The organism is Pedobacter sp. FW305-3-2-15-E-R2A2 (assembly GCF_038446955.1).
Taxonomy (GTDB): domain Bacteria; phylum Bacteroidota; class Bacteroidia; order Sphingobacteriales; family Sphingobacteriaceae; genus Pedobacter.
Map to the genome: position 1 here is coordinate 852,244 of NZ_CP151803.1, position 21,654 is coordinate 873,897.

General features: G+C 40.7%; 20 protein-coding genes. 9 read left to right on the plus strand and 11 right to left on the minus strand.

The genetic code is table 11. From position 1 onward, the window contains the following. Nucleotides 1–2 precede the first annotated feature (2 nt). Nucleotides 3–1,337 (minus strand): UDP-glucose/GDP-mannose dehydrogenase family protein, encoded by a 1,335-nt coding sequence (locus tag AAFF35_RS03335; RefSeq protein ID WP_342330994.1) that lies wholly within the window; start codon nt 1,335–1,337, stop codon nt 3–5. Nucleotides 1,338–1,575: 238 nt separating this feature from the next. On the opposite strand from AAFF35_RS03335, the gene AAFF35_RS03340 reads away from it, so the two are divergent. From AAFF35_RS03340 to AAFF35_RS03360, 5 genes are all read left to right on the plus strand, one after another. Continuing rightward, nucleotides 1,576–2,967, plus strand: a complete 1,392-nt coding sequence (locus AAFF35_RS03340; protein WP_342330996.1) for an undecaprenyl-phosphate glucose phosphotransferase — start codon at nt 1,576–1,578, stop codon at nt 2,965–2,967. Between the two features lie 21 nt (nt 2,968–2,988). Next, a complete protein-coding gene (rfbB, locus tag AAFF35_RS03345) occupies nt 2,989–4,047 on the plus strand; it encodes a dTDP-glucose 4,6-dehydratase (RefSeq protein ID WP_342330997.1) in 1,059 nt (352 codons plus the stop codon). After that, nucleotides 4,037–4,909, plus strand: coding sequence for a dTDP-4-dehydrorhamnose reductase (rfbD, locus tag AAFF35_RS03350; RefSeq protein WP_342330998.1), 873 nt, complete (start codon nt 4,037–4,039; stop codon nt 4,907–4,909). Before rfbB ends, rfbD begins: the two co-directional genes overlap by 11 nt. After that, complete coding sequence (gene rfbA / locus AAFF35_RS03355; RefSeq protein WP_342330999.1) at nt 4,910–5,794, plus strand: glucose-1-phosphate thymidylyltransferase RfbA; 885 nt, start codon at nt 4,910–4,912, stop codon at nt 5,792–5,794. A gap of 964 nt (nt 5,795–6,758) precedes the next feature. Beyond that, on the plus strand, nt 6,759–7,532 hold the full coding sequence (locus tag AAFF35_RS03360) for a LuxR C-terminal-related transcriptional regulator (protein WP_342331000.1): 774 nt from the start codon (nt 6,759–6,761) through the stop codon (nt 7,530–7,532). Nucleotides 7,533–7,641: 109 nt separating this feature from the next. Here the strand turns inward: AAFF35_RS03360 and AAFF35_RS03365 are convergent, their stop codons facing one another. From AAFF35_RS03365 to AAFF35_RS03375, 3 genes are read right to left on the minus strand one after another with little or no spacing between them, the layout of a single operon-like run. Continuing rightward, nucleotides 7,642–8,682 (minus strand): aldo/keto reductase, encoded by a 1,041-nt coding sequence (locus tag AAFF35_RS03365; protein ID WP_342331001.1) that lies wholly within the window; start codon nt 8,680–8,682, stop codon nt 7,642–7,644. A 26-nt stretch (nt 8,683–8,708) separates the two neighbouring features. Continuing rightward, on the minus strand, nt 8,709–10,037 hold the full coding sequence (locus tag AAFF35_RS03370) for a DUF6138 family protein (protein WP_342331003.1): 1,329 nt from the start codon (nt 10,035–10,037) through the stop codon (nt 8,709–8,711). Nucleotides 10,038–10,055: 18 nt separating this feature from the next. Then, entirely contained in the window at nt 10,056–10,931 is an 876-nt protein-coding gene (locus AAFF35_RS03375) for an AraC family transcriptional regulator (RefSeq protein WP_342331005.1), read from the minus strand. 89 nt (nt 10,932–11,020) lie between these two features. On the opposite strand from AAFF35_RS03375, the gene AAFF35_RS03380 reads away from it, so the two are divergent. After that, the gene (locus AAFF35_RS03380) at nt 11,021–12,220 is read left to right on the plus strand and encodes an MFS transporter (protein ID WP_342331006.1); all 1,200 of its coding nucleotides are present in this window, start codon (nt 11,021–11,023) and stop codon (nt 12,218–12,220) included. Here the strand turns inward: AAFF35_RS03380 and AAFF35_RS03385 are convergent. The 5 genes from AAFF35_RS03385 to AAFF35_RS03405 form a co-directional block, all read right to left on the minus strand. Next, a complete protein-coding gene (locus AAFF35_RS03385) occupies nt 12,217–12,741 on the minus strand; it encodes a hypothetical protein (protein ID WP_342331008.1) in 525 nt (174 codons plus the stop codon). The two genes, AAFF35_RS03380 and AAFF35_RS03385, sit on opposite strands and share 4 nt — an antisense overlap. A 61-nt stretch (nt 12,742–12,802) precedes the next feature. Continuing rightward, nucleotides 12,803–13,588: a helix-turn-helix domain-containing protein gene (locus tag AAFF35_RS03390; protein WP_342331009.1), complete on the minus strand. Its 786-nt coding sequence runs from the start codon at nt 13,586–13,588 to the stop codon at nt 12,803–12,805. Between the two features lie 66 nt (nt 13,589–13,654). After that, nucleotides 13,655–14,209, minus strand: a complete 555-nt coding sequence (locus AAFF35_RS03395) for a 2OG-Fe(II) oxygenase (protein ID WP_342331010.1) — start codon at nt 14,207–14,209, stop codon at nt 13,655–13,657. An 85-nt stretch (nt 14,210–14,294) separates the two neighbouring features. After that, nucleotides 14,295–14,846, minus strand: a complete 552-nt coding sequence (locus AAFF35_RS03400; protein ID WP_342331012.1) for an NADAR family protein — start codon at nt 14,844–14,846, stop codon at nt 14,295–14,297. A gap of 32 nt (nt 14,847–14,878) precedes the next feature. Continuing rightward, nucleotides 14,879–15,571: an NUDIX domain-containing protein gene (locus AAFF35_RS03405; RefSeq protein ID WP_342331013.1), complete on the minus strand. Its 693-nt coding sequence runs from the start codon at nt 15,569–15,571 to the stop codon at nt 14,879–14,881. Between the two features lie 886 nt (nt 15,572–16,457). Between AAFF35_RS03405 and AAFF35_RS03410 the strand changes: the two genes are divergently transcribed. Beyond that, nucleotides 16,458–17,027, plus strand: a complete 570-nt coding sequence (locus tag AAFF35_RS03410; protein ID WP_074609206.1) for an adenylate kinase — start codon at nt 16,458–16,460, stop codon at nt 17,025–17,027. 87 nt (nt 17,028–17,114) lie between these two features. Next, on the plus strand, nt 17,115–18,119 hold the full coding sequence (obgE, locus tag AAFF35_RS03415; RefSeq protein WP_342331015.1) for a GTPase ObgE: 1,005 nt from the start codon (nt 17,115–17,117) through the stop codon (nt 18,117–18,119). A 26-nt stretch (nt 18,120–18,145) separates the two neighbouring features. On the opposite strand, the gene AAFF35_RS03420 is transcribed toward obgE, so the two are convergent. Further along, nucleotides 18,146–18,625 (minus strand): GNAT family N-acetyltransferase, encoded by a 480-nt coding sequence (locus AAFF35_RS03420; protein ID WP_342331016.1) that lies wholly within the window; start codon nt 18,623–18,625, stop codon nt 18,146–18,148. A 67-nt stretch (nt 18,626–18,692) separates the two neighbouring features. Further along, nucleotides 18,693–19,598, minus strand: a complete 906-nt coding sequence (locus tag AAFF35_RS03425) for a class I SAM-dependent methyltransferase (RefSeq protein ID WP_342331017.1) — start codon at nt 19,596–19,598, stop codon at nt 18,693–18,695. Nucleotides 19,599–19,891: 293 nt separating this feature from the next. Between AAFF35_RS03425 and AAFF35_RS03430 the strand changes: the two genes are divergently transcribed. Next, entirely contained in the window at nt 19,892–21,469 is a 1,578-nt protein-coding gene (locus AAFF35_RS03430) for a M1 family metallopeptidase (RefSeq protein ID WP_342331018.1), read from the plus strand. The last annotated feature ends 185 nt before the right edge of the window (nt 21,470–21,654 follow it).

Consider the following 21,654-nt stretch of genomic DNA (forward strand, 5'->3'; position numbering starts at 1 on the left):
ATCTATTGGTTATCAATAAGCACTTCGTTTTCAATAAGTGTCCTGCCGATGCTGTTGTAATAATAGCCGAGGTCGGTCATTTTCTGGAGGTCATATAGATTGCGGCCATCAAAAATCACTTTATTGATGAGGCTTTCTTCCATGAGGTCAAAATCAGGGTTTCTAAATAAAGACCATTCTGTGGCGATGAGTAAAGCATCTGCAGCCCTCAGTGCATGGTATTGGTTTGAGGCATAAGTAATCTTATCGCCGAGCAGGGTCTTCACATTTTCCATTCCTTCAGGATCAAATGCGGTAACCGTTGCTCCGTGTTTGATCAGCAGATCTATGATGTATAGGGCTGGCGCTTCGCGGATATCGTCAGTCTCGGGTTTAAAGGAAAGACCCCAGAGTGCAAAGTGTTTTCCTTTGATGTCGTAGTTATAATATTTCAGTATTTTATCGACAAGCACGGTTTTCTGTTTTTCATTTACGGCCATCACTGCCTTCAGAATCTGAAAATCATAGGCGTTTTCGGCTGCAGATTTCGAAAGGGCCTGCACATCTTTAGGAAAACAGCTGCCTCCATAACCCAAACCCGGAAAAAGAAAACGCTTCCCGATCCGCTCATCTGAACCGATACCACGGCGTACGGCATCCACATCTGAGCCGACAAGTTCGCAGAGATTAGCGATCTCATTCATAAAAGTGATCTTTGTGGCGAGGAAAGAATTTGCGGCATATTTAGTGAGCTCTGAAGACCTTTCATCCATAAATAAGATCGGGTTTCCCTGTCTTACGTAAGGGGCGTAAAGCTCGGTCATGAGTTTAATGGAGCGTTCGCTTTTTGTTCCAATGACTACCCGGTCTGGTTTCATAAAATCTTCTACTGCAACACCTTCGCGTAAAAACTCAGGATTCGAAACGACATCAATCTCTATATTGGTATTCGCTGCAAAAACAGCTTGTACCTTGTCTGCGGTGCCAACCGGAACGGTTGATTTATTGACGATCACTTTGTATTCCGTCACGAGTTTTGAAATGTCTGTTGCGGCACCTAAAATGTAGGAAAGGTCTGCGTTGCCATCTCCGCCTGGAGGGGTGGGTAAAGCCATAAAGATGATTTGGGCTTCTGCAACAGCGAGGGCAAGATCGGTTGTAAAGGTTAACCTCTTTTGGGAGATGTTCCTTAGAAATAAAATATCAAGCCCGGGTTCATAGATGGGGATGATCCCATTTTGCATCTTTTCCACCTTTGCTTTATCAATGTCTACACAGATTACATTGTTTCCTGTCTCTGCCAGACATGTACCGGTTACTAAACCTACATATCCTGTTCCTATTACCGCAATTTTCATAAGTAGTTTCTTTTTTTTTATTGTAAAACTACCTATCATGAGCTGAAAATGTTGATGTTTTTCTTAAAATACCTATTTGTGGGGACATTTTGAATCTGTAATCAAGCTAGTTTTGGTAAATGTTAAGCGAGTTGTTATAATGGCCTGAATATTTTAGGTTGTTTTTGTGAATGAAGGCTTTTTGCTTACAATTTATTAACGACATCTTAACAACTCAACCCTATTTATCCAATTTCAGATGCAAACACGTTATTTGTACTTGCTCAAATACATCTTGCCCATTACGGATATCGTAATGCTCAATTTGGTCTATGTTTTATCCTATTATCTTACCGAATACCTGGGTAAGACCGTCTCTTACGAGCTTTGGCAACATTATATGGTGGTATGTAACCTCATGTGGATGTTCAATTCCGTAATTTTTGGTTTGTATACCGATTATGGTTCCAGGCGATTGGAACGAATTTATAGGGGAACCTGGCGCAGCATTGCGCTTCACGGGGTCGGCTTCGCATTGTACCTGCTTTTCTCCCGGGATGTGGAATTTTCCCGAACCTTCCTTGTGGTATTCTATGCCTTGCTGCTTGGCGCATTCATATTGAACCGTTTTTTAGGAACCGCATTCCAGTTCCTCTTGGTTCAGCGCTTTAATGTGAATAAAAAGGTAGCACTTATTGGTGTCAATCCTACCGGACGCCGACTGGCCCATTACCTGGACAGTCAATACAATATCGATTTTTATGGTTACCTGGACGATGGCAGCAGGATCTATGCGGATGAAAATGGAAACCTGCAAACCAGGTTTATCTCAAAAATGGTGGCAGCCGCATTAAGTGGAGTTAAGGATATTTATGTTTCTCTGGAGCCTCACCGGATGTCGGAAGTCAAAACCTTTCTGGAGGTGGCAGACAAACATTGTCTGAGGGTAAAATTTATTCCGGACATGGCCACGACATTAGCTACGCCTTATACCATCAGCTATGTAGGAGACGAGTTTCCGGTCATCTCGCTGAGAAAAGAGCCTTTGGAGAGCGTAAGCAATCGCTTTAAAAAACGTGCTTTTGATGTCGTTTTTAGTCTGGGTGTGATTATTTTTCTGATGAGCTGGTTGTATCCTTTGATTGCAATTCTGATTAAACTGCAAAGTAAGGGACCTGTTTTATTTAAGCAGCAGCGAAGCGGAAGAAATGATGAGCCTTTCTGGTGTTATAAATTCAGGAGCATGAAGGTCAACAATGACAGTGATAAGAAACAAGCCACTAAAGACGATAACCGGATCACTCCGATAGGGAAATTTCTCAGGAAATCCAGCCTCGATGAATTGCCTCAGTTCTTTAATGTGCTGCTGGGAAATATGAGTGTAGTAGGACCAAGGCCACACATGCTGAGCCATACAGAAGAATACAGGGCCATCATCAACCAGTTTATGGTGCGGCATTTCCTAAAACCAGGAATCACCGGATGGGCCCAGGTAAACGGTTTCAGAGGAGAAACAAAAGAAGATGGTGCAATGCAGAAAAGAGTACAGCACGACATCTGGTATCTGGAAAACTGGACGGCAATGCTGGAAGTGAAAATTGTCTTTATGACGGTCATTAATATGATCAAAGGAGAAGATAACGCCTATTAAAAGCTTAAAAACATACTAAATATGAAGAAGATATTAATTACCGGTGGGGCTGGTTTCATTGGCTCTCATGTAGTCAGATTGTTTGTTAAAAAATACCCTGACTATGAAATTATCAACCTTGATAAATTAACTTATGCCGGTAACTTGTTGAACCTTCCTGATATTGAGCAGGCTGCCAATTACAGGTTTATCAAAGGAGACATTACAGATACCCGCTTTATTAACGAGCTTTTTCAGGTGGAAAATCCTGATGCAGTGATTCATTTGGCGGCGGAGTCTCATGTAGACCGCTCCATCAGCAATCCCATGGAATTTGTACTGACCAACGTGATCGGAACGGTGACTTTACTGAATGCAGCCAAAGAATGCTGGAAAGGAAATTATGAACGCCATCGTTTTTATCATGTAAGTACTGACGAGGTTTACGGCGCACTGGGAGAAACAGGTATGTTTACTGAAAATACCGCTTATGATCCCCATAGTCCTTATTCTGCTTCCAAAGCGAGTTCGGATCATTTTGTTCGTGCCTACCATGATACTTATGGTTTGGATGTAGTGATTTCGAACTGTTCTAACAATTATGGATCTCATCATTTTCCTGAAAAACTAATACCGCTCGCAATTAATAACCTAAAAAATAATAAACCAGTACCGGTATATGGTAAGGGTGAAAATGTTCGCGATTGGCTTTGGGTAGAAGATCATGCCCGTGCGATCGATACCATTTTTCATCAGGCCAAGGCTGGAGATACTTATAATATTGGCGGACATAATGAATGGAAAAATATCGACCTGATTCATTTGTTGTGCCGGATTATGGACGAGAAACTGGGAAGAACAGCAGGTGAATCTGCGGCGCTAATCACCTATGTGACAGATAGAGCAGGACATGACCTGCGTTATGCAATCGACTCTTCTAAACTGCAAAATGACCTGGGTTGGGTTCCCTCTTTACAATTCGAAGAAGGTCTGAAAAAAACAGTAAATTGGTATCTTGAAAATCAGGAATGGCTGGAAAATGTGACTTCCGGTCATTATCAGGATTATTATAAGCAACAATATGAATATAATGAGCAGTAAGAACAAGATACTTGTTTTCGGAGGTCTTGGTCAGTTGGGGCAGTGCATCGCTGAAGTCTGTCGGGATAGAGGGATATCCTCTGTTCTTTTTCTGGATGAGTTTGAAGGAAACATATTGAATCCGGCCATTTTAGAGAAATTGTTTCAGGAGCAATCGCCCGATTTCGTGATCAACTGTGCAGCTTACACTGCGGTTGATAAAGCGGAAGACGAACCCGGCCTGAGTGAAAAGATCAATAAAGATGGCGCTGCAAACCTGGCCCGGTGCTGTGATCAATTTAAGGCAACGCTCATTCATATTTCAACGGATTTTGTTTTTGAAGGCAACATTCCGAAGCTGTTAAAAGAAGAAGATCCGGCTGAACCGATCAATGTATATGGTAAAACCAAGTTAGCCGGAGAACTGGAGATCATGAGCCTGTTAAAGGAGCATTATATCCTGCGTACAAGTTGGTTGTACTCGGAGTTTGCTGCTAACTTTGTGAAAACAATGTTGAAGCTTGGCTCCGAAAGGGAAGAATTGAGCGTGATTACAGATCAGATCGGAACACCAACCTACGGAATAGATCTGGCCTCAGCCATATTGGATATCATAACGTCGGACCATAAAACATATGGAACTTATCATTACAGCAATGAAGGGGTTACTTCCTGGTACGATTTTGCGAAAGCAATTTTTGACCTCAGTGAAACCACGGTGAAACTTTATCCGATTCCAGGATCCGCTTATCCAACCAAAGCAATCCGACCCGCCTTTTCGGTAATGGACAAAACAAAAATTAAACAAACATTTGGCATCGCAATTCCCTACTGGAGAGATAGCCTGATCAGGTGTATTAACGCTATAAAAAAGAAACAATAAATGAAAGGAATTATACTTGCAGGAGGTAGCGGAACCCGTTTACATCCTTTGACTCTGGTGATGAGCAAACAAATGATGCCGGTCTATGATAAACCAATGATCTATTATCCATTATCGACGCTAATGCTTGCTGGGATCAATGAGATTCTGATCATTTCTACGCCTCATGACCTGCCGAATTTTGAAAAGCTACTTGGGGATGGAAGCAAACTTGGCTGTAAATTCTCTTACGCAGTGCAGGCAGAGCCAAATGGTCTTGCTCAGGCATTTGTGATCGGTGCGGATTTTATCGGAACGGATAAAGTGGCATTGGTCCTTGGCGATAATATTTTTTATGGGGACGGGATGGCCAAACTCCTTCAGGGAAGTTCAGACCCTGAGGGGGGCGTGGTCTTTGCTTATCCGGTATCTGATCCGGAACGTTATGGCGTTGTTGAATTTGATGAAAATAAAAATGCCATCTCTATCGAAGAGAAACCTGTTGTTCCGAAGTCAGACTATGCGGTACCAGGCCTGTATTTTTACGACAACAGTGTCGTGGAAATTGCAAGAAATATTCAACCTTCTCCAAGAGGTGAGTACGAAATTACAGACGTCAATAAAGTATACCTGGAACAAGGAAAACTTAAAGTCGGCGTATTGAGCAGGGGGACAGCCTGGCTGGATACCGGAACTTTTGCGTCATTGATGCAGGCTGGTCAGTTTGTGCAGGTAATTGAAGAGCGTCAGGGACTGAAAATAGGCTGCATCGAAGAAGTTGCCTACCGAATGAACTTTATAAATGATGAACAACTTACCGCAATTGCTGCGCCTTTAGTAAAAAGTGGTTATGGAGCTTATCTTTTGAAAATGATTAAACAAACCGAGCCTGTGGCAATGAGTTAATTCGGATAGGTCTTTATTTTCTTAATTATTTAAAATATTTCAACTAAAAATCGGGTGTAAATTTTTTATATTTTGCTTTCTTCCAGTTTTTTGGACAAAAATGAGGAATTATACCCGATTTTGTAGCTAAAAACAACAGTATCATTGAAATAAAGTTTCTTGCAATGTGTTGAATTTGTCTTTATCTGCTCTCCATCTACCAAATTTGACTGATTAAATCAAAAAAATACCTTCTTAATTGCTCAAAATCGATTTACCAATATTTTTTATAATAAAATCCCCACTTATAGGGATGTCTTATTCCTTTAATTGGATTAGTTTTTGTTGTTAATTGATCTTGATAAGTTGGATCTAAAACTTCATTTTTTTTGAAAATAATGGATTTTTAGCTTTAATTACTTAAAGATTAATTTTTACTCCTAATTTGTTTAATTTCCGATGCTGAACTATTATTTGTACATAATGCAATTCACATTACTCCTTTCAGGAGTGATGATGTTCAATTTAATTTCTTTTTTTTCTTATCGTTTTATTAATCTTTTAGAAGAAAATATTACTGTCGGTCTTTTTAGACTATAAGGCAGTACTTTGCCGTTTGAGTTGTGAACGATCAGATCGGAAATGTTATCAGTGCGCACTAAATATGAATCTAATCAATTTATAATTTTTTTAATCTAACCCCTATTTCACCATGTCAAAATCATTTCTTACTCCTGTTATCCCGCGAGTCGCCGGCGTAACAAACCATTACGATGGTCAACAGCTCTTTAATGCCAATTTGTTAATGAATAATTGTATTTGGTAAGCTTCTGAGGTAGAACGCGTCTTCTAATCCTCCAAAACTTGCTTTATATTTTTTTAGAAAAAGATGAAGAAAAACTAAAAACGTTCTCAAAACTCGTCATGAATACCCTGATGAACCGTTTTTTATTTTTTAATCTGTTTAATTAACCTTATGGAATTTATGGAATTTAATAATAACGTCATGAATGCTCCCTGGGACAGGTGCAGCGACTTCTATACACGTTCAAATATGGCTTTACCTAAAGTAATTTTAGACCAGTTTTTGCCCTCATTTCTTAGTCCTGGACAGTTTTACTACTACTTAGTTGATTTCTACGGCCAGCAGCTCAGGTATATAGATCCAAGTATTGCAGATATTTTAGGTCTTGATCCTGAATCGGCAACTGTAGACAGCATCCTCAGTTGTATCCATCCGGAAGATATCAATTATGTAACCCAGACAGAATCCGCAAGTCTTAGATTTATGTTAAATCAGGTTGGGAAAGATAGTCTCAAAAGCTATTACAAAACCACCTATTGTTTTAGATTCAAAGTTGTTGGCGGTAATTACGAATTATTCCATAACGAGTCTGTTTTCCTTTCTGACGAGGAAACCGGGCGGATCTCACAGGTACTTCATATTCATACGAATATCAATCACCTAACTGCATCTAATGATTATACTCCATCGTTGATGGGCTTGAAGGACAGTGTTTGGCCGCCGGTGAACCTCAATAAAGAACCGGAAAGTAATGCACTGAATCTGCATTTCAGCAAGCGGGAAATGGAGATCATCAATTTGATCGCTCTCGGATATAAAAGCGAAGAAATTGCAGAATCACTATTTATTTCACTGCATACCGTACAATCACATCGTAAAAATATCATTCGTAAGTCTGGCGTTAAAACCAGCTCAGAACTGATCAGTTTATGTGTGAAAGAAGGACTGATATAGTCTGTTTTTTGCAGCTCAGGGAAAATCAGAAAGGCGGACCGTTGGTTCGCCTTTCTTGTTTAGCAGACTGCTTCACCTGTAACGGAAAATAGCCTTTATTTCCTCTTTTTTAGTAAAAATCAGGGATAGGGCATAAACTGGTATTCTGACGCTGATGCCAGTAAGGATAAATTGTTGGAACGTCGCTGGCGGTATCCAGTTTCTTGATTTGTGCTTTTGTCAGGTTCCAGCCATCTACAGCAGCCAGATTTTCCTTCAGCTGTTCCTCATTTCTGGCGCCTATAATAATGCTCGAAACAGTAGGGCGCTGCAGTAACCAGTTTAAAGAAATCTGTGCTACCGTTTTTCCCGTTTCTTCAGCCACTTCGTCAAGCGCATCCATAATGTTATAAAAAACTTCTTCATTAAAAACGGCCTCAGGAACAGGACTTCCTCCCTGAGCAATACGTGTATCTGCAGGAATAGGTTTATTGCGCCCATATTTGCCTCCTAAACGACCGGCGGCAAGCGGACTCCAGACCATACTGCCCACCCCCTGATCCAGACCTAAAGACATCAATTCCCATTCATATTCCCTATTGATCAGGGAATAATATACCTGATGGGCGATGTATTTGTTCCAGCCGTATTTCTCTGATATACCTAAAGATTTCATCAGGTGCCATCCGGAAAAATTAGAGCAGGCAATATACCGTACTTTTCCACTTTGGATCATGTCATCCAAGGTTCTTAGAGTTTCTTCAACCGGGGTATTTCCGTCAAAACCATGCATGTGATAGATGTCAATATAGTCGGTGTTCAATCGCTTAAGACTGCCCTCTAACTGCCTTAGAAGGTGAAAACGGGAAGAGCCCTGATTGTTGGGGCCATGCCCGAAAGTAAAGGTGGCCTTGGTAGAAATTAATGCTTTATCTCTGATTCCCTGAAGTGCTTTTCCGAGAATCTCCTCTGATAAACCACCGGAGTAAACATCCGCCGTATCGAAAAGATTGACCCCGGCGTCCATACACAGGTTAACCATACGTGTTGCCTCTTCAACCTGGGTACTTCCCCAGGCTTTGAAAAAATCGCCTTCGCCGCCAAAAGTAGCCGTTCCAAAGGTGAGTACCGGAACAAAGAGTCCGGATGCTCCTAATTGTCTATATTCCATATGCTTTTATAAGTTTTTTAGTTATTTTATTGCAAGAGTTCTGCGTAAAAGGCTTTCACTTCAGGGGGCGATTTTTTGATCAGTGCAGGGTATTTATTGTCGGGCCCCCAGATGCTATAGATGATATAGGTCCAAAGGTAAGCCGGCATTTCTCTGGCATCTTCTTCCGACCAGTCTTCTTTGCTGCTTTTGCTGATGAAGTCAGGGAAGTTGCGCTTGCAATCCAGCAACAGTTGTAAGTTCTGAACGTTATGGAATGCCTCTGCAAACAGTTTAAAAGGTTTATGCTCCTGCATGGAGAGGATACAGCTGATAAAAACAGGCAAGGAAGCCTTGGTAATGCCAAACTTTTCCACAAAAGCAGGTGTGAATTTCTCCTGAATGGATTGATGTCCTTCGTCTACTTCCTGCATGTACTTTTTGACCAGCTCAAAGTATTTTTCATTTTCCAGACCCAAGGCAAAAACGGCGAAAGTAGAAGGCATGGCGCAATTTTCATCTTGCAGATTGTGGTACCATTCCCATTTTTTCATAGCCAGAAGGGCGTATTCTTCTATTAGTGGATGGAGGTTTGGATATTGGGCGCCATTGGCAAAAAGGTGGTGTACACCAGTCTTGATCAGGCCCTTTACAGGCAGCACGTTTTTTGTTTTCGCAGAGAATTCTATGGTATAACTTTTTGGGAAATCAACCTTCAGAAGTTCGTTTATAAATTGAAAGATGGCCTGATAAGCGGTTTCACATTCGTTATTTACTTTGATTTTAATGGTGGCAAAAACGTCATTAGCCACACAGCTTACGTTTTCATCTTTATAATTTGTTAACTGCGCTGGTAGTTTCTTTGATCCATATTTTTTCAATTCTTCTACTTCATTTGATCCCAATGCTTTTACCATCCGGAAGTACCTGTTTACCGTAACGATTTCAAAGCTTGCACCGTATTTCATCAAACAGATGGCTACATAACATACAAAACTTAAATGCTCCGGGTTTACAGCCAAAAGGTCAGTACCCGGTTTAAGCGGTTCATCACCGGCAGATCGGATGGCTACTTTGTCAAAATATAATTTCTCGACATTTTCTTTAACCCAGGTCTCCAGGGTATAGTACTGAAATCCCTCAGGAGATTTTTTCCTGATTTTATCACAGAATTGAATGGCGTTTTCTGCAATAAAAGGTTTTTTGTTCAGGAAATATTGGACGATGCTGTCGACAAGAAAAAGCTCTCCTGTCGGAAGTTCGAGGGGGTGAGGGTATTCTGCTGATTCCTTAACGGTATCCGCCGCGATGGCCGTTATAAACCGTTCCAGTAATGCTTCATTTCCTTCAATTGTTACGCTATAGTTTTTATTCATTTTAATGCGGTTAGATGATTATTTCTTTTGTAAATGAGCCATATAAATTGCGCCATTATCGTTGCCTCCTGGAATCCCTTCTTTTCGTTGGTTATATTTTTTCAGGAACTTATTAAAATGGCTGAGGTCGCTAAAGCCGAATTTATAACTGATCTCTTTTTTTGTCACATTGCCGGAATTCAGCAAACTCTCAATGACCTTAAATTTATAATCATCGATGTATTGTTTGATGGAAACATCCATCTGCCGCTTAAACAGGCTGCTTAAATAGTTAGCGGAAAAGTTGAAGTGGGCCGATAATGTGCTCATTTTCAGTAATTCTGGTTGTTGGATGTGGGAGTGGATAAATTGAACCACTGAAATCAACAGCTGCCCATTTGAAGATTGCTCAGGAATCATATCGTTAATGGCATTCTTTTTTAGGATCGAGAACACCGCACGGATAAGGTGAAAGATCACCTCATTGGCAGCACTCAAACTACTTTGCCATTCTCTGACAATCAGTAGCATGAGCTGATCAATCTTTTCAAGATCATCCTCCGATTTTACCAATCTGGAATCATAGGTCGCACTGATGGCCAGTAACTGATCGATCAGTCTGCCCCAATCCTTTGTGGTCTTTTCATTTGAAAAACCTTCCAGATAAATGTTGTTGAACTTTAATACACTAAAGGTAGTTTCTTCCTGTATGTCGAAGATGTGTGCGTCTTCCGGGGCAAGTAAAAAGAGGCTTCTGCCCTGATAAAATTGTTCTATTTGATTGTGGTAATGTTTGCCCTTCCCGGAATGGATATATACCAGTTCAAAATGATCGTGGTTGTGTAAGGGGAATGGCCATTTTAGCGTGCTAAAATGCCTGATGAAAAGCGCTTCATGTTGGATAAATCTCTTCAAAAGTAACTTTTTACAAGTATAGGATTAATAAGTACAATTATTAAAATCAAGTCGGTCATAGATTTGCGACATTCCTAAAACAACAAATCATGTTAGCTGAGCAAAGTACAAAAATACGGCCTGTAGTGATCCCTTTAATGGCAATTTCTGCAGGTATTATAGTAGCAAACGTATATTATAACCAACCGATATTGAAGGAAATAGGCCTTTCTGTAAATGCAGGGGAGGCCGAGGTTGGCAAGATTTCCATGATCGCTCAGCTCGGTTATGGACTGGGCATGTTTTTTCTGCTCCCCCTTGGTGATAAAGTAAACCGGAAAAATCTGATCATCGGCTTATCCGTTTTGCTTGCCATCACATTGGTGATGATTGCTTTTTCTTCGAGCCTGCTGCAGATTTGTATCCTGAGCTTTTTTGTGGGGCTTTTTTCTGTGCCGGCACAAATTATTTTACCAATGGCAGCAACGCTGGATAAAGTAAACCGGGGTGCAACTGTAGGCAAGGTTTTTAGCGGTATCCTGGTTGGAATACTGGGAGCGAGAGTGACTGCCGGACTGCTTACAGAATGGCTGGGATGGAGGTCTGTATTTGCAATCTCGGCTTTCATGGTGATGATAATGGGTGTCTTATTAAAAATTTATCTCCCGGAAGCCCCCTCTAAGTTTAAAGGGAATTATGTGAATCTTTTGAAATCTACCTTATCCTTAATTAAAGAATATCAGGTTTTAAGGCAGGCTGCGTTATTAGGGGCCTTTACCTTCGGTGTCTTCTGCTCTTTCTGGACAACCTTAACTTTTCATTTGAGTGGCTCCCCTTTCCATTACCACGCGGGAAGGATCGGTTTGTTTGGTTTAATTGCCATTGGTGGAGCACTTGTTGCCCCTTACTTTGGTAAGCTGGCAGATAAAGGAAGTGTTTATAAATCATTACTGATGACCGTTTCAATGATCATTGGCAGCATCCTGCTGATTAAAATATTCCCTTTTTCAGTAGCGGTGCTGATCATCAGTGTATTCTTTCTGGATATTGGCGTCCAGGCTACACAGATTACCAATTTTACCAGGATCTATAGCCTACATGAGCATGCACATAGCAGACTGAATACCATTTATATGACGACCTACTTTATCGGGGCTGCGGTAGGGACTTATGGCGGGCTGCTGGCCTGGAAGTTTGGGGGCTGGAACGGCGCAACATGGCAAATGCTGATCTGGAGCAGCCTGGCCCTGGTGATTGTTATGATTTCTGCACACTCCAGGCCGGTAACGGTGCTGCCGGCAGATGCTTAGTTGACTTTTTTGAGCCTCATCTCGAAATTCTTAATCCAGGTGACTCCTTTGTCTGTAGATATTTCTCCGATTTCAAACCAGTCCCCCTGATCTAAAGTCAGGCTGAATTTAACCATATATCTGGGGTTATCCATGCTCCAGGTATAACCAACATTGTCTTTGACCTCTGGTGCAGTATCTGTCATATAACCCATGCCTGTCATTGCGGTGAACCGGTATTGCTGTTTTAGAACGTCGTAAGTTAAATAAGCTAAAGCATCATGGATCGGTTTCTTTGTTTCTTGATCTGTTCCAAAGCCTTCAATCATCAATACTCCTCCATTGAATTTAGGTTGTACAACCTCTGTTTGATCGAAATGGTGTTTGTTACCATCCTGCATAATCATCCAGCCTTCTCCTTTCCAGGAGCCCGCGAAAAATTGTAATCCTTTCATTTTTTCCTGTTGCAGGGCCGCAGGTGACTGTCCGAAAGCGGAAAGTGTACAGATGGTCATTAGACTGAAGAGTAGCGTTTTGATCATGTCGTTTTTTTTTAATGAAGGTAAAAAAATGGATGTGCAAAAGCAGTGTAAAAAAACGACATTATACAATTTGCTGATGATCAATCTGATCCAGGTGTTTAAAGAAATCCTCTAATTTATGTTGTGTAATGTTCCGGAACGACTTATAAAAATGAGCACTATCAGTATAGTCATAGTCGACAATAATTTCCTGATGATGCTGATGTTTAAAGTAAAGCTGAAGAATCGCATGTCGTAATTTCCTGATCTGCGAGAATTGCTTAACGCTCATTCCGGTTTCTTTTTTGAAAACCCTTTGCAGTTGTCTCAGGCTGAGGAAAGCAAGGTCAGCAAGTGTTGCCGAGTCAGTTGTTCCATGATCTGAAATGATGCGGTCAGCCACTCTGGTGATTCTCTGGTCAGGTAAATAGCCGCTTTCGCCTTCCCAATGAAGTAAGGAGTCGTTAAAACAGTCCTCGATATTCATTTCCGGAGCCAGTTGCTGCATCAGTTGCTGTTGCCAGGGATGCCATTGGTTTTCGGGATAAGGCTGATGTTGGTTCAGACTAAGCCCGATGTCGATATTGGAAAGCCATTTCGATTGTCCGGGTTTTAACCGGATGCCTGCGTACAAGGTGCCGGGAAAAATAGTTATGCTGAACTTGGAGGTAGAAACACCTTTAAATACGATGAAGTTCTGTTGTAGTGCTGGGTTTTTAATGAACACCAGCTCGGCACAGCCATGAGGTAAAACAATGTGAGGGATAGGCTGATTGTTCCCGGCTGCTGCAGGAGGGATAACAAATTTCCAATAACATTCAATCTTGTCCCTCAGGGTGGAAGCGGGCAGAAATTCTTTGTAGATCATGAAAGCCTGGCTGTAATTATAGCCAGGATAAGATAATCTTTTAACATTCAGATTGCAATACAGGTACTATTGATTTTTTGTCTTATACATCACATCCGTTCTCAACACATATTTAATCCCGGTCATAAGACGGTCGCCCTCGTGCCGCTGACTATGTTCAAAGATCAAAGCAGTGCCTTTCATTGGACTGATGATCTCTCCGGATTTAAACTTCGTCTGTCCACCCTCATAGTCTTCGTTCAGATAGATCATAAAGGTATAATAGCTAAATTCAGTTTCATTACGTACGAAACTACCATCTCTGTGCATTTTGAAACGTTGCCCCGGACTGTATTTATAGAACCTGAACAACTCATTCAGTCCAAGGGACTCACTGTTCCCAATAACAGGTTTTATATAGGGTTTCAATCTCTTCCAAAGTTCATCGGCATAATCAGGATCTGTATATAAAACCCTTTCATTGTCCCGGATCATTTTCATCATCTCTTGTTTGCCATCAATATTTACCTTTGCTTCTTCGAAGCCCAAACCTTCAGCTTTTGCAATTAGCTGATCGCATTCCTCATTGCTAAGGAAACCATCAATGGTGAAAATCTCGGTGTGTTCATTAATGTAGTTCATAAAACAGGATTTATGGTGATAATTTTATATGCGGTTATGATGGTAATGTCTCCTTTGATCAGTTCAATTTTCATAAGCAATACAATTAAGAGTTTAGTCTTTCTCTCACTTCCATTAGCGCAAAGCCGAGTAAGTTTTCACCTTCCCAGAGTAAAGGGTTTTCTGCCCTGGAATCATCTGCGGCTAAACCTATTCCCCAAATCGGATCTACAGGGCTGGCCTCTACAAGTACACGTTTATTGGTCTGCAATAGAAAGTCTTTCAATTCCTGATGCTGACTGAATTTTTGATAATTTCCGGCCACAACAAGGTCGAACTTCTGCGCGTCCCAAACTTCCGGGTCAAAATTCCCGACCAATCGTCCTAACTTTTTTACTTCCGCGGGTGATGTAGCGTTCAAAATCCTTTCTGCAATTGCAGTATCACCGAATAATTCCGCCTTCTTTACCATCATCCAGTGTTCTGCACTGGGATAAACCTTTCCTTCATGTTCAAAAGGGGCTTCCCACCACTGACTAAAACAGCTTGCCGAAGCGCTGCCATCCTTGTTTGGCTGATGGCCCCAGAAGAATAGAAATTTGATCTTTTCTTTTTTCCGGTATTTTTCAATTAAGGCTTTTTTATGGTTGTTATTCATGGTTTTGAAGTTAAGGTATAGGTGAAATCGCGCTATTGCTGTGCTGAAATATTCAATTGAAAACGATTTTGTTTCAGGTCTTTGTTAAATTTATATAAGTCCGGGTGACGATTTTTTAAGCCTTCCCGTTTGCTGCCGGTCAGTAAGATGTACTCCGCATCCAGTATTTTCCTCCGGAAGTTTCTGCGGTCAATGCTGATGTCAAGAATGCATTCGTAAAGTGCCTGCAACTCTGTCATGGTAAATGTTTCATCCAGCAGCTCAAAGCCTACAGGATGGGAAAGAATTTTAGACTTTAAACGTTGCAATGCCTGATGGAAAATTTCTGTGTGGTCAAACCCAAGCTCCGGAACCTGAGTTAAGGGGAACCATTGGACATCGTTTGCCATTTTTCCGGCAACAATTTCAAAGCGCTCCGGATTAATTAAGGCATAATGTGCAATGGAAATTACTCTTCCCCTTGGATCACGCTGAGGAGCATCGAAAGCGGATAGTTGTTCCAGATAGAGATTGTCAACGCCAATTTTAGTCCGCATGATCCTGTTGCATACCTGTTGTAGTGTTTCTTCCATTTGCAGGAAACCTCCGGGTAAGGTCCAGCCGTCTTTAAATGGCGCATCTTTCCTGTTGAGGAGTAAGACCGATAAGGACTGGCGGTGGTAACCGAATACCACAAGGTCGACTGCAACAGCGGGGTTTTTATAGGTATGAAATTCTGGGTTCATTCTTCTTTGCGTTATTATGACACAAAGTAACGTTGAAATTTTGATAACTTCCAAATAAATCTTTAATCTCTTGAAAAAGAGGGGGTAGCTTTGGAGTTTTTAGTCTTTGATTTATTTTTAAATAATACTGTGGTAAAACGCATAATTAGAAGAATCCCGCGTTATAGTCTGAAATTTATGATGATTTAATGATGAAATATATTTAATTATTGGGACCTATCTATGAGGGCTGTATTTTTAGCGGCAAAAGTAAAATAGTCGTTAAGAGCGCAGTTGAAATTCCCAATTCAGCCGTGCTTTTTTTGTTAAATTCAGGTGTTCATCTGATTGGTTTTATGATTTTTTATCTGCCCGGTATAATTGTTCTAAAAGGCTGATTGGTAGCGCGCTCGCTTTCCTGATCCACATAGTGTTAGATTTACACCATCTACCCACAATAAATTATCTTCCGGTAAATGTAGATTCAATAAGAATAATGTTGTTGAAAATGAGTTGTTTAGCTGTATTTTTTCGGAATGTTGCTCTGATCCTGGTCGTAGTTTTTTGTCAAAAATTAAGTATACTAAATTAATAATTATATATTTGCAACCTCAAAAGGATTTTACCTGTTTTGAACTTTATTACAGGTAATTGGATCTAAATCAATCCTCAGATAACCTCTGAAATCAGGTTGATTTAAAGCCAAATCCTCTAGGAAATAGTCAACAAAACAAAAGGCTGGTTTTGAAGACTGCAAAGATTTTATGGTTTTATACCTTTTTTGTTTATCCGGTGGATTTACCGGATTATAATTTAAGGGCTAAAGTCATCTGATTAATTAGACTAAACAAAAAACCAAAGCCTTACAGCCAATGTAGGAGGCTTTCTAATTTTAAAGACAACCCAAATGCTAAATTTTGTTCTCTTTGGCCCACCGGGTGCAGGCAAAGGCACTCAATCTCAGAAATTGATCGATCAGTATCAATTGATTCACATTTCAACAGGTGACCTTTTTAGGGCTCACATTAAAAATCAATCACCATTAGGCCAGAGAGTAAGTGAGCTAATCGCAGATGGACAATTAGTTCCGGATGAAATTACCATTGCCATGCTGGAAGAAGAAGTGGATAAAAACCCTGGAGCGAAAGGCTTTATTTTTGACGGTTTCCCACGTACTGTTCCTCAGGCGGCTGCTTTAGATGAGTTTCTGGAAAGTAAAGGCAGTTCCATTGCAGGTGTAATTGCTTTGGATGTTGATCAGGATGAATTGACCAAACGTATCGCACAACGTCAGTTGGAAACCGGTCGTGTGGATGATCAGGCAGATAAATTGCAAAAAAGAATTGACGAGTATTTTAGCAAAACAATTCATGTTTTGCCTTACTACGAAGCACAAAACAAACTAAGTAAAGTAAATGGAATTGGTAAGATCGATGCCATCTTTGCAGAGTTGTGTGAAGTAGTAGATAAGTATTAGTTTTATAATAGGATTAGATCCTGATCTCATCAGGATAACAAAAGCCTGGCTTTTAAGTCGGCTTTTTTATTTTAAAAAAAGAAGGTTATGTCGCAAGGTTCAAATTTTGTAGATTATGTTAAAATATGCTGTCGCTCCGGCAAGGGAGGGGCAGGTTCTGCACACTTGCATCGTGATATACGCACTTCTACGGGTGGACCGGATGGAGGTGATGGCGGACGCGGTGGACACATCATCCTGAAAGGTAACTCCCAATTCTGGACTTTACTCCACCTGAAATATCGTAAGCACATCATCGCACAGGATGGTCAGCCGGGTTCCAGTGGGACCTCTTCCGGTAAGTTCGGTAAAGATGAAATCCTGGACGTACCCCTGGGAACCATTGCTAAAGATGCGGAAACAGGAGAGGTGCTTTTCGAAATTACGGAAGATGGAGAGACAAAAATCCTGACTGCAGGTGGTCGTGGTGGGCTTGGAAACTGGCACTTTAAAACGCCAACATTGCAAACACCCCGCTTTGCACAACCCGGAGAAGCCGGTAAGGAAGAGTGGATGGTCCTGGAGCTAAAAGTACTTGCAGATGTTGGTCTGGTAGGCTTTCCAAATGCAGGGAAATCAACTCTACTTTCTGTCCTTTCTGCTGCCAAACCGGAAATCGCAGATTATCCTTTTACCACCTTAGTTCCCAACCTTGGGATCGTATCTTATCGTGGTGGTAAGTCATTCGTAATGGCTGATATCCCCGGAATCATTGAAGGAGCTTCTAAAGGTAAGGGTTTAGGATACCGCTTTTTACGTCACATTGAAAGAAATTCAGTCCTCCTGTTTATGGTCCCTGCGGATACGCACCGGACAATTACAGAAGAATATGCCATCCTTAAAGCAGAGCTTCAGGATTACAACCCGGAACTGATGCAAAAACCTCATCTCCTCGCCATCACTAAATCCGATATGCTGGATGAAGAGCTGGTTGCGGAAATGAAGAAAGAATTGCCAAAAAATATTCCAGCCATCTTTATTTCTTCTGTAGCCCAAAAGGGATTAACAGAATTGAAAGATATGCTTTGGGAGTCGATTAACAGCGAAGCCTAAAATATAAGAAGACCTTTCCTCTATACCTATATGGCAGAGGAAAGGTCTTTTAGCTTTTTCTGCATACAGATGCTACTCTCTACATTCTCATACTGACCGTAGTTCGGAATCACTTCATAACCCAGTTTCTGATAAAGGATTACTGCTTCCTTCTGTTTATTTCCGGTCTCCAGAATACAGGTGTCATATTTAAGTTCATTTGCCCAGATCTCCAGCTGTTCCAGGATCTTTTTTGCAATTCCCTGCCTGCGGAAGTCAGGATGAACAAACATCCTTTTGATTTCCATGGTCTCTTCTCCGAATTCTTTTATTGCACCGCAACCTACTGCATTCCCGTCTATATAGGCTACAATGGCATGTTTTATCGTGTCAGTTTTATTGAATTGTGCAAAAAAGGCCTGATCTTCTCCATTGTTGGCACTGAGATCCTCGTCTAAAAGAGCGATTAATTTTCTGAAATCCAGGTGTTCCGGATTTGTCCTGCTAATGTGTATGCTCCTATTCATAATTTATTTATTTACTAAATGAATGTCTGTTGAATAAATCTATACTAAGGGATGAGGATGTTCTGGATTAGTTAATATATGGATTTTTAGGGATGTTTACGATTTTATAGCCATCATTTTTAAGGTCTGTTAATTGTTTTTCATCAGGACTCTCTTTAAATACAATCGCCGATAGCACTTGCCCCGGAATGATCTTCAATTTTAAAAGAACGTCGAGAAATGATTTTTTGAGATAAATGGACCTGAATTTTTTATTTTTCATATTTGCTTCCAATGCCTCAGCCCCGCTAAAATAGAAATTGGGGTTGATCTTTTTAAATGCAACCACGGGAAGGTTTAATCCCGCGGCGAATTTTTCAAACTCACGCTCTGATACTTTATAGACAAAGTTCCCAACAGGCTCGTAAGAAAACCTGTTTTTCCAGATCGAAGAACCTAGATTATTTTTGATCGCATTCAGGCTGTTCACCATGAACAGGAGCAAGGGCATTTTTGAAATGGGGTCCTGTGGTTCAATCACGACAATCCCTTTTTTGGATACCCTGATCATTTCGTATAAAGCCGAATAGGGGCGTGGGAAATGGTGGTAGGACTCCTTGCAAAGCACGAAATCATAACTGTCATCTGTAAAGGATAGCTTTTCCGCATTTTCAGAGCGAAAATCATTTACAATACCTTCCTGATGTGCAATGCTGAGGAAATCTGTATTGAGATCGCTCGCAGTCGCTTTATTTCCGTTTTTAAGAATATAGCGTGCATCAAAACCATAGGCATCACCAACGGTAAGCCATTGTTGATCCTTATTCTTTAGTAATGGATTCAGGCAATCGAAAAACAGGCTTTGAAGCCATGATCCTATGCTGCTGGAATCTTCATATCTGCTTTTCTTAAAATAGTCGGATTTAGCTTCCGGCGTAGGAAACTTTTCGTTGTACCATTTTTCATGAAGCTCATAGCTTTCTTTATGAAACATTATGTATTTGTGGATTAATCTATATCAAATTTAAGTTAAAAATTTTCTGACTGAAAAGGAGTAAATGTTAAATTGTGTTAATATTTTGTGCCTTATTTTACTAAAACCGTTTAATTAATTAGGGTTGAGGATCGGGGCGCGATATTTGCCTTAACAATAAAATTCTATGGATGAAAGATGAAGTTGGCAGGTAAAATATTATCTTTCAAGACTCAGCAATTTAAAGAACCGGAGTACAATAAAATTAATAAAAATAGATGGCTTTATCGCCAATAAAAAACAAATACAATCTAATGAAAAAATGTTTGGTAATCCTTTTCGTATGCTTGAGCAGCATCGGTTTCGCACAGGAAAAATATTGGCAGCAAGAAGTCAGCTATACGATCGACGTAGCTTTGAATGATCAGGCAAAAACGCTTAAAGGCTCGGAACAGATTGTTTACAAAAATAACTCGCCCAATACGCTTGATTTTATCTGGTTCCACATTTGGCCGAATGCTTATAAACAGGAATCTACCGCCTTATTTCAGCAATTAAAGAACGATACGAGCAGGGTCAAGAAAATGGAAAAATACAGCTATGGTAGTATTGATGGCCTAAATTTTAAGGTAGACGGGAAGACTGCGCTTACAGAGGCACACCCCAATCCTCAGTATATCGACATCATTAAAGTAAAGCTGGCTACACCCTTAAAACCAGGAGCATCTGTGAACATCTCTACAGACTTCAATGTTAAACTTCCTTCCTACTTCTCGAGATCAGGTTTTGCAGATGGAGAGTTTATGGTGTGCCAATGGTATCCGAAACCGGCGGTATTTGATAAAGATGGATGGCATGAATTCCCTTATCTGGATATGGGGGAGTTTTATAGTGAATATGCTTCCTTTAAAGTGAACATCACCCTTCCTTCTGATTATGTGGTAGGGGCTACAGGTGTGTTGCAGAATGCGGATGAGCTGAACGCTTATAAAACGATAGGTGCAAAAAATGCAGCGAACAGAACGGGGACACCTGCATTGTATCAACCAAAAGATAAAGGGCTGAAGAAATTAACTTATGAAATCAATAATGTTCCTGATTTTGCCTGGTTTGCAGCCAAAAACTTTGTCATCCAATACGATACCGCAAAGTTAGCTTCGGGAAAAACAGTGGATGCCTTTACGTATTACCACAATAAGAAAGAAACTTTATGGAGCAACAGTATCGACTATGCAAAAGATGCGGTAAAGCATTACAGCAAATGGATTGGAGAGTACGAGTATCCGGTGGTTCAGGTGGTAGAAGGTCCGGCAAATAATTCAAGCGGTGGGATGGAGTATCCTACCATCACTTTGATTACCAGCCCGGATGCAAAAAAAGAAACATTGGATGCCGTAATTGCCCATGAAGTTGGTCACAACTGGTTTATGAGCATGCTGGGAAGCAACGAAAGAAAACATACCTGGCTTGATGAAGGTCTGAACAGCTATTTTCAGTTCAGATATGAAGCAGAAAAATACAGGTCCAATTCCTTATTTGGAGAAGGAATTCCTGCACAGATTAAACAATTACCAGAACCCGAATTCTCTTCCAGAATTTATCAGGTGATGGGCTCTATTCCCATGAAGTCGGCTATTGAGACCCCTGCAGATAAATTTTCCAGCTCTGACGAATACGGACTGATCTCTTATGTCAAAACAGCCTTATGGTTACATATTCTGGAAAGTGAAGTGGGCAGGGAAAAAATGGACAAAGCTTTTCAACACTATTTCAGCTTATGGAAAAATAAACACCCACAGCCGGAAGATCTGAAAGCGGCATTTGAGGAATCCTTAGGCGTTAATCTCGATGCTTATTTTAAACTCTTAAATACAGAAGGCAGCTTTAAATAAAGCGAATTCCCACAGAATGTGGAAGTAAAACGACCGTTGTTATCGACGGTCGTCTTGTTTTTACCGAATTTTTGAACGTAAACCACTGCTCAGTTCCTGGTTCTTTTCTGTTCTTTTCCTGATCGGTTTTTCTTTGTGCTGCAGCTTTTATTTTTCCAACTTTGTAAGTTGCCCTATGCCGGTCT

What these genes read in the sequence shown, in the direction of transcription:
- AAFF35_RS03395 (WP_342331010.1), bottom strand. Translation starts at nt 14,209, where the DNA reads ATGAACTACATTAATGAACACACCGAGATTTTCACCATTGATGGTTTC.
- AAFF35_RS03425 (WP_342331017.1), bottom strand. Translation starts at nt 19,598, where the DNA reads ATGTTTCATAAAGAAAGCTATGAGCTTCATGAAAAATGGTACAACGAA.
- AAFF35_RS03340 (WP_342330996.1), top strand. Translation starts at nt 1,576, where the DNA reads ATGCAAACACGTTATTTGTACTTGCTCAAATACATCTTGCCCATTACG.
- AAFF35_RS03365 (WP_342331001.1), bottom strand. Translation starts at nt 8,682, where the DNA reads ATGGAATATAGACAATTAGGAGCATCCGGACTCTTTGTTCCGGTACTC.
- rfbB (WP_342330997.1), top strand. Translation starts at nt 2,989, where the DNA reads ATGAAGAAGATATTAATTACCGGTGGGGCTGGTTTCATTGGCTCTCAT.
- AAFF35_RS03360 (WP_342331000.1), top strand. Translation starts at nt 6,759, where the DNA reads ATGGAATTTAATAATAACGTCATGAATGCTCCCTGGGACAGGTGCAGC.
- AAFF35_RS03390 (WP_342331009.1), bottom strand. Translation starts at nt 13,588, where the DNA reads ATGATCTACAAAGAATTTCTGCCCGCTTCCACCCTGAGGGACAAGATT.
- obgE (WP_342331015.1), top strand. Translation starts at nt 17,115, where the DNA reads ATGTCGCAAGGTTCAAATTTTGTAGATTATGTTAAAATATGCTGTCGC.
- AAFF35_RS03405 (WP_342331013.1), bottom strand. Translation starts at nt 15,571, where the DNA reads ATGAACCCAGAATTTCATACCTATAAAAACCCCGCTGTTGCAGTCGAC.
- rfbA (WP_342330999.1), top strand. Translation starts at nt 4,910, where the DNA reads ATGAAAGGAATTATACTTGCAGGAGGTAGCGGAACCCGTTTACATCCT.
- AAFF35_RS03430 (WP_342331018.1), top strand. Translation starts at nt 19,892, where the DNA reads ATGAAAAAATGTTTGGTAATCCTTTTCGTATGCTTGAGCAGCATCGGT.
- rfbD (WP_342330998.1), top strand. Translation starts at nt 4,037, where the DNA reads ATGAGCAGTAAGAACAAGATACTTGTTTTCGGAGGTCTTGGTCAGTTG.
- AAFF35_RS03385 (WP_342331008.1), bottom strand. Translation starts at nt 12,741, where the DNA reads ATGATCAAAACGCTACTCTTCAGTCTAATGACCATCTGTACACTTTCC.
- AAFF35_RS03335 (WP_342330994.1), bottom strand. Translation starts at nt 1,337, where the DNA reads ATGAAAATTGCGGTAATAGGAACAGGATATGTAGGTTTAGTAACCGGT.
- AAFF35_RS03400 (WP_342331012.1), bottom strand. Translation starts at nt 14,846, where the DNA reads ATGAATAACAACCATAAAAAAGCCTTAATTGAAAAATACCGGAAAAAA.
- AAFF35_RS03410 (WP_074609206.1), top strand. Translation starts at nt 16,458, where the DNA reads ATGCTAAATTTTGTTCTCTTTGGCCCACCGGGTGCAGGCAAAGGCACT.
- AAFF35_RS03380 (WP_342331006.1), top strand. Translation starts at nt 11,021, where the DNA reads ATGTTAGCTGAGCAAAGTACAAAAATACGGCCTGTAGTGATCCCTTTA.
- AAFF35_RS03370 (WP_342331003.1), bottom strand. Translation starts at nt 10,037, where the DNA reads ATGAATAAAAACTATAGCGTAACAATTGAAGGAAATGAAGCATTACTG.
- AAFF35_RS03420 (WP_342331016.1), bottom strand. Translation starts at nt 18,625, where the DNA reads ATGAATAGGAGCATACACATTAGCAGGACAAATCCGGAACACCTGGAT.